Genomic DNA, 12,448 nt, shown 5'->3' with positions numbered 1-12,448 from the left:
CAGGGTGCTCAGGGTTTCCAGGGTGATGTTGGCGTTGGGACGCAGGGTGCTCAGGGTTTCCAGGGCACCGCCGGTGCTCAGGGTGGTCTCGGTGCTCAGGGCACGCAGGGCTTCCAGGGCACGCAGGGTTTCCAGGGTGCTCAGGGTTTCCAGGGTGATGTTGGCGTTGGGACGCAGGGTGCTCAGGGCACGCAGGGCTTCCAGGGCACGCAGGGTTTCCAGGGTGCTCAGGGTTTCCAGGGCGCTCAGGGTACGCCGGGCGAGGAGGGCGAGCAGGGCGAGCAGGGCAATAACGGCGTGCAGGGCGCCCAGGGCGTGCAGGGCGCCCAGGGCGTGCAGGCAGCAAACTTCGGAGCGACGTCCACCGTCGTCACGTCTTCCGGTCTCGGCATAGCCCTTGCCTCGTGCCCGGCCGGGAGGTTCGCTGTCGGCGGTGGCGGAGCGGCAGGATTTCCTCTTGGCCTCGTCGCGATCGTCAGCTCGACGCCCGTGGGTGGGTCCCCGGTGTCCCCGGCGACCGGCTGGCAGTCGACGGCCGCCCTTGGCACTCCGGTCACGGCTTACGCAATCTGCGCACTGTAGCCATATCTGATCCTGATCTCCGGCCGGAGTCACCGGGCCAGAGGTAATGCTGCGTGGCGGTACCCCCATCTTCGACCGGGTGGGGGTACCGTCCTTATCGTTTCCGGTCCGTGACCCTCGACCGGCCGCACTATTTAGAGGCCAAGACGAGGCCGAGGATCAACCGACGAGCGGGAACGAAGTCCCACCGGCAGGAATCCCGGAAACGGCGATGGACGTCCGGAAAAGGTTAGTACCGGTGCGCCCCGCGGCCCCCCACCCACCGCCATCCCTTCGAAAAGGTATCGGAAGATGACGCCACCAACGCCCAGGTTCTCCGTTTTCACCCCCAGCCACCGCCCGCGTTATCTCGACGAGTGTCTGGAAACGCTACGGGCTCAGACCCGGACTGACTGGGAATGGATCGTGTTGCTGAACAGCGGCGCACGATGGCGCCCCGAGTCTCCGGACGACCGGGTCAGAGTGGAGGTAGCGGACGGTGTCAGTGGAGTGGGCGCGGCCAAGCGAAGGGCCTGCGAGCTGGCGCGCGGCGAGATTCTGGTCGAGCTCGACCACGATGACCTGCTGGCCAGGGACTGTCTGGCGGAACTGGCGACAGCCTTCGACGGGAACCCCGAGGCCGTCTTCGTCTACAGCCACGCCGCTCAGATCACGCAGGACGGGGGCCGTGACGACAGCCGGTTCGACGCGAGGTTCGGCTGGCGCTACGAGGAAGTAGACGTCGACGGCCGCCGGCTCCTGCAGGCTGTCTCCCTGGCGCCGACACCGCACAACGTCTCGTACATCTGGTACGCACCCAACCATGTCCGGGCCTTCCGGAGGGAGGTCTACGAGAGGATTGGCGGATATGACGCGAGCCGCACGGTGCTGGACGACCAGGATCTGATGTGCCGTCTCTTCCAGGCCGGAGATTTCTACCAGATTCCTCGCTGCCTCTACCTGCAGCGGCTGCATGGCGAGAACACGCAGCGGGACCTCGAGATAAACGCGCACATCCAGCAGGAAACCGTCGTGCTGTACGATCGGTACATCGAGGCCAACGCGCTGGCCTGGGCCTCCCGTCGGGGTCTGCTGGCCTTGGATCTCGGCGCGGCGCACCGCAAGCCGCCCGGCTACCTGGGCGTGGACCAGTACCCGGGAGCCGACGTCGACATTGTCGCGTCACTGCCCGAACCGCTCGACCTTGCGGACGACTCGGTCGGCGTCATCAGAGCCGTGGACTTCCTGGAGCACGTGCCCGAGAAGGTTTCCCTGATCAACGAGCTGTACCGGCTGCTGGTGCCAGGTGGGATGCTCCTCACCCTAACCCCCAGCTCTGACGGCCGGGGCGCCTATCAGGACCCGACACACATCTCCTTCTACAACGAGAACTCGTTCTGGTACTACACCGACGATCAATACCGTGCCTTCGTACCCCAGATCAACGCCCGATTCCAGAGCTCGCGCCTGGTCACCTATTTCCCTACGGAGTGGCACCAGGCAAACAACATCCCGTACGTGGCGGCCAACATGATCGCAATCAAGGGTGGCGTCGAGCGATGCGGAGGTCCACTGCTGTGCGCCCCCCGTAGGCCACTACCCATCGAGGAGGATGCGTCCACCTATGCGAAATAGCGGGTCCGATCAGGGGAGGACGCACTACAGTAGATCTTCCTCCCGTCGAAGGCTGAACCCACGGTGTGGCCAGATCCGGGCGGCGGGCACCGCGTAGCGCAGCAGGCTCAGGTGTGGACGCCGTCGACGAAGATGTCGACCTTCTCGTCGTAGAAGCAGACCAGGCCGGCGATGCGGATGCTCTCGGCCAGGGGGGTGGGATAATACCAGATGACGTCATCGTGGATCTTGTCGCCGACCTCGACGGAGTGGTAGCTGGCGGTTCCCTTGTAGGGGCAGTGGGTGGCTGATGTCGACGGTCGCAGCAGTTCGGTGCGCACGTCGGTGAGCGGCAGGTAGTAGCGGGCGCGCAGGCCCGACTCGAACAGGACGACCGGGCGGACGGAGTCGGCGACCGTCACCCCGTCGATCTCCACCCGCACCTGCCGGGAGCTGGCCAGGATATCGATGCGGTGGTACGGGTTACGAGCGTGGCCGTAGACGATCTCGTCCTCCTCCAGCCACGTGTCCATGGCCGCCCAGTCGATCCGGACCAGGCCGCGCAGCGCCGGGATGGGGGAGTCGGGGTAGGTGGTGGCGGCGTCGGGGGCGCTCTGGCCTGCGATGACGACGTCATGGCGGACCGCGTTGCCCCGGCTCGGCGAGCGCGTGACCGTCCCGTTGGGCCGCAGCGTCGCGAGGACGTCCTCGGCGGGCAGGTAGTAGACGGGATAGTGCGGGCCCTCCCAGACCAGTACCGGGCGGACGGTGTCCACCACGACATGCCCGCCGAGCAGCGCCCGGACCCGCCTGCCCGCCTGCTCGAGGTGGACCCGCTCCCCGGCGGCGCTGGCCGGCTTGGCCGACCCGGCCGCGGGCAGGGCCGCCACCGGCTCCGTCGAGGCCTTCGTCGTGCTCTCGGGTGTGGTGCTCTCGGGTGTGGTGGTGTCGGGTGTGGAGGTGTCCGGTGTGGTTGTCATGGCGTCTCGTCCCCTTCGCTGCGTCCGTTCGCATACATGGCGCTCCGCCCGACCATTCGATCGTGCGTACCGCACCGACGTCCACCGGAACAACGCACCGGACGCCGACCATCCCGACGGGACGCGCCCCTGCGACGCCCCGGCCACTCGGCTCCGACGACTCGGCGACGTCTGTGACCCGAGCCTGACGCGACCATCAGCGGGACGACGTGCCTGTGGGGGCTGCGATGATGGGCATGCGCCAAGCCTCTGGCTCACGGTGGTCGATCGGCTCTCAGGACAGCATGCTGTCCCTGTGGTCGCAGGGATCGGTGCTGTCCATCGGCTCGGCCGGCTCCGGGCTGCTCCAGCGGCTCCTCGCCGCGGGCGTCGGTGCCAGCGGTGCCGACCTTCCCGTGCCCGAGTGATCCGGAGAGGTGAGCGCGGGATTTCCCGGAACTGTGAAACAGCCCGGACATGACCTCGAAAAACGGCTAGCATGCCCATTGTCACGGTCGGTGGCGGCTGGGGCGCTGATTCGCAGGAGCGCGCCGGGAATGCGGGGAACATACGGAAACAGATGCCGGCACCGACTGTTGTCGGCCTCGGCTGGCAGGCGGGCCGGTATCGCGTGGGCACTCCCGGGCGGCTGTGTTCGTGCGAAGGCGACTACTTTCATATCCGGATGCCCGGGTATCCGGATGCCGAGAACAGGAGTGTTATGCCGCTGTACGCGAACACGCCGGCGAACCAGGCCGCGGTGGTAAACGCCATTGGTGCCTGGTTTGGTCGGGCCCAGAACCTGATCATCAACGCGCACACCTCCGCCTGGCTGCAGTGGAGCCACGCCAACGTGGTCTTCTACAACTGCGGTGGCATCGGCGGCGCGAACGGTTTCGGCTATGGTGTCGACTACGTTGACGACAACCTGTACAACTGGCTGTCGAACAACCTGGCCGGGCAGCTACCGGGTTACGCGATCCAGCCGTTCCCGGGCTACCGTGCGTCGGGCCCGATCGGCGTCAACGGGCACCGCCGGTGGGCGCAGGACTATTTCAACATCACTCGACTGGCCAATAACAACCAGGCGATCGCCGCCAACACCCATCCCGCTATTCCCGGGGGAAACTACCGGGTCATCCTGAATTTCCACCTGTATGTGGGTGGGCAGTACGCCAACCCCGCCTACCAGGCCCCACCGCCCCCGCCCGGGCCCGGTGGCGGAGCGCCGGCGGCGAACCTGAGCGTCGCCGCCAACCCGGACCAGTGGCCGACCCTGTGACCTGAGGTCCGCGACCTGGAACGACCCGCCGTCCTTCCGCGCTGCCATCGCCGGCTCGGCGATGGCGTCCGGATGGCGCCGCCGAGCCGTCTGCCGAGGGCCGGTGTTCCCCAGGGGTCGTTGCGGCGGAAACCGGGCAGGAGGCGCCCATGACCGAGTCCCGCACCGTTCTGATCACCGGCGCCACCGACGGCCTCGGCCGGGCCCTCGCGGCCCGGCTCGCCACCGACGGCGCCACCCTCATCCTGCACGGCCGTGACCCCGGCAAACTCGCCGTGCTGGCCGACGAACTCACCGCACTCGCCGGCCCCAACGGTCGCCCCGAGCGCGGCCCGGGCGTGCGGACCGTCCTGGCGGACCTGGCGGATCTGGCGCAGGTCCGCCGGCTCGCCGTCGACGTGCAGGCCGCCACCGACCGGCTCGACGTGCTCGTGAGCAACGCCGGCATCGGCTCTGGCGAACCCGACGGTCGCACCCGCCGGACCAGTGCCGACGGTCACGAACTGCGCTTCGCCGTCAACTACCTGGCCGGCTTCCTGCTCACCCTTGACCTCCTGCCGCTGCTGCGCGCCACCGCCGCCCGCTCCGCCGCCGCCCCGGGCGGGCGCGCCCCGGCCCGGATCGTCAACGTCGCCTCCCTCGGCCAGCATCCCCTGGCCCTGGACGACCTCATGCTCGAGCGCGACTACAACGGCGGACGGGCCTATGCCCAGAGCAAACTCGCGCAGATCATGTCCGGGTTCGAGTTCGCCGAGCGGGTGGATGCCGCCGAGGTCACCGTCAACAGCCTGCACCCGGCGACGTACATGCCGACCAAGATGGTGCTGCTGGAAATCGGCCGCAGCGTCGACACCCTCCAGACCGGCGTCGAGGCCACCCACCGACTGGTCACCAGCCCGGCGCTGGACGGTGTCACCGGCCGGTTCTTCGACCGCCAGCGCGAGACCCGCGCCAACCCGCAGGCCTACGACGGTGCCGTCCGCACCGCCCTGTGGGAGCGCTCGCTCGCGCTGGTCGACCGGGTCGACGCTGCCGTCTGATCGGCCGCCGTGGACCGAAACCGGGCCTGGACGTCGGCGCCCAGCCGCAGCATCGTCGTCAACTCGGCATTCATCAGGGTTTCCCCCGGGTGTCGTCGCGGGCTTGCTCCTCCCGGAGAACCGGGCGTCCTGCCTGGGGGGACGTCCGCGCAATGTCCGTGGACGGGTCGGTGGACAACCGAACTCCTCTCGCGAAACGCCGTTCTGCGCCGTCTGAACAGGGCCGGAGTTCACGGCGAACTGTCGATCGGTGCCGAAATGTCAAGCGACGTCCGTCAGATCGCGGACAATGTCGCGGAAATGCCCGGCGAAATCTGCGTGGTGCCGGTGCCCGGTCGGCCCGGTAAGGCGGCACCGGCCGATGCCCCGCGCCGATCCGGTCCTGCCCGGCGGGTGTCCGGTGAATGTCCGGTGTGCCGGCCCGGTCGCCGTCTCGCCGGATATGGCGCCTGGGCTGCGGGGTGTCAGATAAAGGACAGCCTGCGTGGCGTTGCGTGTGCGATCATGATCTGTTGGAATTCGGGGGCACACGGGGTGGTTCCGCCATGCGCGTTGACAGGTATCTGGCCAACAACGAACAGCTGACCGTGCAAATACGACTTCACTGGGTGGTGATTGCCCGGGTGGTCCTCGAGACGGCCGGTGTCCTTGTCGTCGCCATCGCCGTCTCCCTGTACAACGCCGTCCACCACGGGGGCATCGGCGTGTTGGTCACGCTGTCGTGGTGGGTGGCGCTGGCCGCGGTCGTCCGGCTTTCGTGGTGGCTGCTCGGCTGGTATCTCACCGTACTGCTCATTACGGACACCCGGTTGGTGAAGGCGTCCGGGATCCTGTCCCGGCGGATACAGAGCCTGCCGCTGTCGAAGATCACCGACCTGTCCTACCGACTTGACCCCAACGGCCGGCTGCTCGGCTACGGCACGTTCGAGATGGAGACCGAGGGCGATCACGTCAGCGCGTTGGAGAAACTCGAACACGTGCCCCGGCCCGACCGGTTCTATCTGCGCCTGTGCGACGGCATCTTCGGCGGCGCCCCCGAGCCGGCGGTGGACGACTGACGAGACCCGGCCGCCCGGTGCGACCGGCTCTGACCAGCCCGCCCCGGCCTGGCTGCACCGGCACGGCTACCCCGGTACGGGTAGCCTCGCCCTGTGGCGCCGGAGCACAAGCCTGACTTTGCGGATCTGTTGACCCTGGACGCCGTGGACCGCGACATCTTCCGCGGTCGCTGCCACGAGGGAGCGCCGATGCGTGCCTTCGGCGGGCAGGTCGCGGCCCAGGCCCAGATCGCGGCCGGTCGCACCGTCGACCCCGACCGGCGGATGCACTCGCTGCATGGCTACTTCCTGCGCCCCGGTCGCACCGACGCACCGATCGTCTACCTCGTCGAGCGGCTGCGCGAGGGCCGGTCGTTCACCACCCGCCGGGTCAGCGCCGTCCAGGACGGGGAGGTCATCTTCTCGATGTCGGCCTCCTTCCAGCGTCCCCGGGACAGTGACGACAGCCATCAGTTGCGGATGCCGGACGTTCCCGGCCCCGACGAGCAGGCCCGGCGATGGGGGCCGATGCTGATCGCCCCCGATTTCCCGCCGTTCCAGCTACTCGACATCCGTCTGGTGACCAGCTCCGTCGCCCCCGCGGACGGGATGCCCCGGCAGTACGTCTGGGTTCGCGTCGACCAGCCGTTGAGCGATGACCCGCTGCTGCACGTCTGCGCGCTGACCTACCTCTCGGACGTCACCCTGTCCACCACCGCGCGGCGCCCGCACCAGGCCCGACCCGGGCGGCTCGACCTGGTGTCCCTCGACCACGCGATGTGGTTCCACCGTCCGTTCCGCGCCGACGACTGGCTGCTGTTCGCCCAGGACAGCCCGACCGTCGGCGGCACCCGCGGGCTGTCCCGGGGGATGTTCTTCACCCGGGACGGCGAGCTTGTGGCCTCCGCCGTGCAGGAGGCGGGCCTGTTGCGGCACTGAGCGGTACCGTCGTCTGCCATGACCGATGTGTCTGCCGCGAGTGATGTGTCTGCCGCGAGTGATGTGTCTGCCGCGAGCGATGTGTCTGCGGCGAGCGATGCGATCGTCGCGCTGCGGCCTGAGTACACCCCGGCGGCCATCACGGACCTACGCGACCGGCTGCGCCGTACCCGCTGGGCCGACCCCGAGCCGGTCAACGACTGGTCGCAGGGCGTTCCCGTCGCGTACCTGCGCGAGCTGTGCGACTACTGGGCCGACGGCTATGACTTCGCCGCCGCCCAGGCCCGGCTGCAGGCCTATCCGCACTTTCGTACCTCCCTCGACGGGCTCGGCCTCCACTTCCTGCACGTGCGCTCGCCGCATCCCGGGGCGTTGCCGCTGGTGCTCACGCATGGCTGGCCCGGGTCGGTGGTGGAGTTCCTCGGCGTGATCGACGCGCTGACCGACCCGGCGGACCCGGCGGACGCGTTCCACGTCGTCGTGCCGTCCCTGCCCGGCTACGGCTGGAGCGACCGGCCGACGTCCACCGGCTGGGGCCTGGCACGCATCGCCCGCGCCTGGGACGACCTCATGGCCCGGCTGGGCTACGACCGTTACGGTGCGCAGGGCGGTGACTGGGGCGCGATGGTCACGACCAGCCTCGCCCAGCAGCGGCCCGCCCACCTCGTCGGCGTGCATGTCAACATGCCGCTGGTCGGGATCGGAGCCGGGGGCCGGGCGGCCGCCCGTGACGGGCTCACCGCAGCCGAGCAGGCGGCACTCGCCCGACTGCGGCAGCACCAGACCTGGGGGATGGGGTACTCCACACAGCAGTCCACCCGCCCGCAGACGGTCGGCTACGGCCTGGTCGACTCGCCGGTTGCGCAGTGCGCGTGGATCGTGGAGAAGTTCCACGAGTGGACCGACTGCGGCGGTCACCCGGAGAACGCGCTGTCGCGCGACCAGATCCTCGACGACGTGTCGGTCTACTGGTTCACCGCGACGGCGGCGTCCTCGGCCCGGCTGTACTGGGAGAGCCTGCGTCAGATCGACTTCGACGAGGTCGCGGTGCCGGCCGGGATCTCGGTGTTCCCGCACGAACTGTTCCGTACGTCCCGGCGCTGGGCCGAGCGCCGCTTCACCGACCTGCGCTGGTTCGGCGAACCGGCCCGCGGCGGCCATTTCGCCGCCTTCGAGCAGCCGGCCCTGTTCGTCGACGAGGTCCGCGGCTTCTTTCGCCTCGTCCGCTGACGAAGGGGACGAGGCGAAAGGCCAGGGGTGTGGTGTCACCTGGCGCATCCCACCGGATCACGCCGACCGCGGTCGGCGCCGGGCTGGCTACGAGCAGGCGGCGTCGCCGGCGGTGCCGAGGCCGTTGTCGTCGAGGCGTACCTCGGACCAGTCGAGGCCCTCGAGGTTGACGACGATCGCCTCCTGGGTGGTGCGGGCGATCACGACGAGCGCCTCCACCGACGGATCGGGATTCTCCTCGCGATGCGGCACGTACGGCGGGACGAACACGTAGTCGCCCGGGGACGTCTCGACGCGGGTCTCGACCGGGTCGTCCCCCTCGACGTTGAGAAAGACGAAGACGGGATTGCCGGCGACCACGTAGATGGCGGTTTCGGACGCGCCGTGATGATGATTGCCCGAGGACGTCGACGCGGGCACGTGCGTCTGGCCCATCCACAGGTTGCGGGCGCCAACGGTCTTGCCGCTGATCGCCTCGCGGCGGCGCATCCCCGAGGTCTGCGTGGTGTCACCGACGAGGCCGGCGGGGGCGACCCGGTGCAGCCGACGGTGGAACGGGTCGATGTCGGCCGGCACCGCGACCCCGCCGGGCGTGCGGATGATCCGGATGGCTGACCCGGCTGACCCGGCGAACTCGGCGGACATCAGGCTCCTTCGGCGAGCAGGTGACGCAGGGCGTCGGCGGCCCGGCGGGTGACCGACTCGGCGAGGCCGGTGCGCGACCAGACGGCGAGCGGCAGGGCGCCGGGGGAGGGCAGGTCGTCGCGGACGACGAGGCCGACCGGGGTGTGGTGCAGCGTGGCCATCAGCGCAACCCCGAGGCCGGCGCCGACGGCGGCCTGTACCCCGGCGAGCTGGATGGCCTCCGCGCCGATCACCGCGGGCAGGCCGTGGCGGGACAGTGTCTCCAGCGCCCGGGTGCGCAGGGCGCACGGATGGTCGAAGGCGACCAGCGGGATCGGCAGGCTGCCCGCGGGGCGGTGCCAGCCGGGGGCCGCGTACCAGGTCAGTTCCAGATCGCCGACGGGGCGGGCGCGTGGGTCGTCGGCCGGGCCGAGCAGCAGGGCGAGGTCGACCCCGCCGCCGTCGAGCCGTTCGCGCAGCTTCGCCCCTCGGTCGATCCGGAAGCGGATCTGATGGCCGGCCGGACCGTTCTCCAGTGCCGCCCGCAGCGGCGGCAGCACCTGGGCGGCGGCGTGCTCGGTCGACCCGATGACGATGGTCGTGTCGTCCGCGAAGCCGAAGTCCTCGAGGGTCTCGTCGTGCAGGGCGAGCATCCGGCGGGCCTGGGTGAGCAGTTTCTCGCCGTCGGCGGTCAGCCGGGAGCCGCGACCCTGCCGCTCGACCAGCAGCCGACCGGTGGCCGATTCCAGCCGGCGCACATGCTGGCTGACCGCCGCCTGACTCAGGTGCAGCGACGTCGCGGCCCGCTGGAAACCGCCACAGTCCGCGACAGCGACGAGGCTGCGCAGCGGAGCGATGTCCAGGGTCCGGCGCATGTTCACCAGATTACTCGACAACGCATAACGATCTGCGATGGATCGCCATCATGAAGCATCGTTGGACATACCGGCGCACGCACCGCATGCTGAGCCCCATGACCCAGTTGACCTGCGTGTTGCTGACACGTTGTCGCTGGCTTGACTTTGCCCGCGGCCAGGCCGCGCTCTGTCGCTGACTCCTGCTGCCACCGCGCTGGCCGCTCCAGCCCGCGCTCGCTCCCAGCCAGACCCTATGTCGCGTCTGCGCTGACCCCCATGTTGCCCGTGACGGTGTTGGTAGCCGTGTGGGCAGCTGTGTCGTGTTGGCGTTCGTGTAGGCGTCCAGGAAGGTCAGTATGTCCAATAATACCCGGAATCCGGACCGCACCCTGAAGCTGGGCGCCGTGCTGTTCGGCGTCGGTGGTCCCGGTCAGCACACGACCTGGCTGGATCCTGACATCCCGACCAACGCCAGCGTCGACGTGCACTGGTACATCGCCCGCGCGCAGCAGGCCGAGGCGGCGAAGTTCGACCATGTGTTCATCGTCGACAGCCAGTTCATCACCCCGGACTCGCCGCACCACTACCTGAGCCGGCTCGAGCCGCTCACGCTGCTGTCCGCCATCGCCGTGCACACCAGCCACATCGGCCTGGTCGGCACGATCACCACGTCCTACAACGAGCCGTTCAACGTCGCCCGCCGGCTCGCCTCGCTCGACCACATCAGTGGCGGTCGCGCCGGGTGGAACGTCGTGACCAGCGGGGACGCGGGCACCGCGGGCAACTACGGCCGCGACGAGCACTACGACTACGCCACCCGCTACGGACGGGCGCTCGAGCACGTGCAGGTCGCGCAGGGGCTGTGGGACTCCTACGAGCCGGACGCCTTCCCCCGTGATCGCGAGCGCGGCGTCTTCTTCGACCGGACCCGCCAGCACACCCTGGACCACCGCGGCGAGTACTTCGGCGTGGTCGGCCCGCTCAACCTCGAGCGCACCCCGCAGGGCCAGCCGGTGATCTTCCAGGCCGGCGACTCCGAAGAGGGCCGTGACCTGGGCGCGAGCATCGCCGAGGCGATCTTCACCCATGCCCCCACGCTGGCCCGGGCGCAGGCGTTCCGCCGGGAGATGCGGGCCCGGGTGGCGGCGAAGGGCCGCGACCCCGAGCATCTGCTCATCGTCCCCGGTATCTCCCCGGTGATCGCCGACACCGACGAGCAGGCGCGGGCCAAGGACGACGCGGCTCGCGGCGGGCGCAGCTTCGAACGCGCCCTGGCCGAGCTCGGCCGCCCGTTCGGGTGGCACGACTTCACCCGCTATGACCTGGACGCCCCGTTCCCCGACGTGGGCGACGCCGGGGAACGCAGCTTCCGCACCGCGGCCGAGGCCATCACGACGCTGGCCCGCGAGGGCGGGCTCACACTGCGCCAGGTCGTCGAGCACCAGCTGGACGCCCAGCGCTCGCCGTTCGTCGGGTCGCCGCTGACCGTCGCCGACGAGATCCAGCGCTGGTACGAGGCGGACGCCTTCGACGGCATCAACATCACGGTGAACTCGGCGCGCGAGTTCGCCCGTTTCGCCGAGCAGGTGGTGCCGATCCTGCAGGAGCGCGGGGTGGTGCGGGCGGAGTACTCGGCGACGACGCTACGCGGCAACCTCGGCCTGCCGATCCCGACGAACCGGCACACACTGGCCCGCGAGGCCGGTAGCCTTGACGCGGTGGAGGTCGGCACGTGGTGAGTCCACCGCAGGTTATCGACTCGGCCCGGCTGCGTTATGTCTTCGGCTCCTTTCCCTCGGGCGTGGCGGTCGTGGCCGCGGTCGTCGAGGGCAGGCCCGTGGGGCTGCTGGTGAGCTCGTTCACCTCGGTCTCGCTGGAGCCACCCCTGGTCTCGGTGTGCGTCGCGCACTCCTCGAACACCTGGCCGCTGTTGCGGACGGCACCTCGCCTCGGCGTGAGCATCCTCAGCGCCGAGCAGGAACGCGCCGGTCGGCAGCTCGCCGGCCGCGGCGCCGACCGGTTCGCCGACCTCGACTGGCGCACCACCGACGACGGCGCCGTCCTGCTGGACGACGCCGGTGGCTGGTTGGAGACGAGCGTCTCCCAGCAGGTCCGGGCCGGCGATCACGACATCATCGTGCTGCAGGTGCACGACCTCGACGCCGACCACGACGTCAGCCCGCTCGTCTTCCACGCCAGCCGCTTCCGCCGCCTGGAGTGATCCGCCGCCTGGAGTGATCCGCTACCTGAAGTGATGGTTGCCTCGTGCCCGCCGGCGCGGTGTTCCGCGGAACACTCGTCGACG

General features: G+C 69.6%; 13 protein-coding genes. 9 read left to right on the top strand and 4 right to left on the bottom strand.

From position 1 onward, the window contains the following. Positions 1-615: hypothetical protein (locus ND747_RS25630; RefSeq protein WP_251736756.1), on the bottom strand; the 615-nt coding region annotated here is incomplete at its 3' end. Positions 616-873: 258 nt separating this feature from the next. Here ND747_RS25630 and ND747_RS25625 point away from each other — a divergent pair. After that, the gene (locus tag ND747_RS25625; protein ID WP_251736755.1) at positions 874-2,196 is read left to right on the top strand and encodes a glycosyltransferase; all 1,323 of its coding nucleotides are present in this window, start codon (positions 874-876) and stop codon (positions 2,194-2,196) included. 107 nt (positions 2,197-2,303) lie between these two features. Here ND747_RS25625 and ND747_RS25620 read toward each other — a convergent pair whose 3' ends face one another. Further along, positions 2,304-3,155, bottom strand: coding sequence for a DUF427 domain-containing protein (locus ND747_RS25620; RefSeq protein ID WP_251736754.1), 852 nt, complete (start codon positions 3,153-3,155; stop codon positions 2,304-2,306). A gap of 284 nt (positions 3,156-3,439) precedes the next feature. Here ND747_RS25620 and ND747_RS29555 point away from each other — a divergent pair, with 284 nt between their 5' ends. From ND747_RS29555 to ND747_RS25595, 6 genes are all read left to right on the top strand, one after another. Continuing rightward, positions 3,440-3,562, top strand: a complete 123-nt coding sequence (locus ND747_RS29555; RefSeq protein ID WP_285901123.1) for a hypothetical protein — start codon at positions 3,440-3,442, stop codon at positions 3,560-3,562. 293 nt (positions 3,563-3,855) lie between these two features. After that, complete coding sequence (locus ND747_RS25615; protein WP_251736753.1) at positions 3,856-4,416, top strand: hypothetical protein; 561 nt, start codon at positions 3,856-3,858, stop codon at positions 4,414-4,416. Between the two features lie 149 nt (positions 4,417-4,565). Continuing rightward, positions 4,566-5,456: an SDR family NAD(P)-dependent oxidoreductase gene (locus tag ND747_RS25610; protein ID WP_251736752.1), complete on the top strand. Its 891-nt coding sequence runs from the start codon at positions 4,566-4,568 to the stop codon at positions 5,454-5,456. Positions 5,457-6,001: 545 nt separating this feature from the next. Then, a complete protein-coding gene (locus ND747_RS25605; RefSeq protein WP_251736751.1) occupies positions 6,002-6,514 on the top strand; it encodes a PH domain-containing protein in 513 nt (170 codons plus the stop codon). A gap of 129 nt (positions 6,515-6,643) precedes the next feature. Further along, positions 6,644-7,432 carry an acyl-CoA thioesterase II gene (locus ND747_RS25600; RefSeq protein ID WP_251736750.1) on the top strand — a complete coding sequence of 263 codons (789 nt, stop codon included), beginning with the start codon at positions 6,644-6,646 and terminating at the stop codon, positions 7,430-7,432. An 81-nt stretch (positions 7,433-7,513) separates the two neighbouring features. Next, on the top strand, positions 7,514-8,662 hold the full coding sequence (locus ND747_RS25595) for an epoxide hydrolase family protein (protein ID WP_251736749.1): 1,149 nt from the start codon (positions 7,514-7,516) through the stop codon (positions 8,660-8,662). Between the two features lie 87 nt (positions 8,663-8,749). Here ND747_RS25595 and ND747_RS25590 read toward each other — a convergent pair whose 3' ends face one another. Both ND747_RS25590 and ND747_RS25585 read right to left on the bottom strand, forming a co-directional pair. Then, the gene (locus ND747_RS25590) at positions 8,750-9,307 is read right to left on the bottom strand and encodes a cupin domain-containing protein (protein ID WP_251736748.1); all 558 of its coding nucleotides are present in this window, start codon (positions 9,305-9,307) and stop codon (positions 8,750-8,752) included. Beyond that, a complete protein-coding gene (locus ND747_RS25585; protein ID WP_251736757.1) occupies positions 9,307-10,161 on the bottom strand; it encodes a LysR family transcriptional regulator in 855 nt (284 codons plus the stop codon). The genes ND747_RS25590 and ND747_RS25585 overlap by 1 nt, the downstream gene beginning before the upstream one ends. A 338-nt stretch (positions 10,162-10,499) precedes the next feature. Here ND747_RS25585 and ND747_RS25580 point away from each other — a divergent pair, with 338 nt between their 5' ends. After that, on the top strand, positions 10,500-11,882 hold the full coding sequence (locus ND747_RS25580) for an LLM class flavin-dependent oxidoreductase (RefSeq protein WP_251736747.1): 1,383 nt from the start codon (positions 10,500-10,502) through the stop codon (positions 11,880-11,882). Continuing rightward, positions 11,879-12,364, top strand: coding sequence for a flavin reductase family protein (locus ND747_RS25575; protein ID WP_251736746.1), 486 nt, complete (start codon positions 11,879-11,881; stop codon positions 12,362-12,364). The genes ND747_RS25580 and ND747_RS25575 overlap by 4 nt, the downstream gene beginning before the upstream one ends. The last annotated feature ends 84 nt before the right edge of the window (positions 12,365-12,448 follow it).

The organism is Frankia sp. R82 (assembly GCF_023716925.1).
GTDB lineage: Bacteria > Actinomycetota > Actinomycetes > Frankiales > Frankiaceae > Frankia.
Note: the sequence above shows the minus strand (reverse complement) of the source record. Positions and strands in the feature narration are given on the sequence as shown.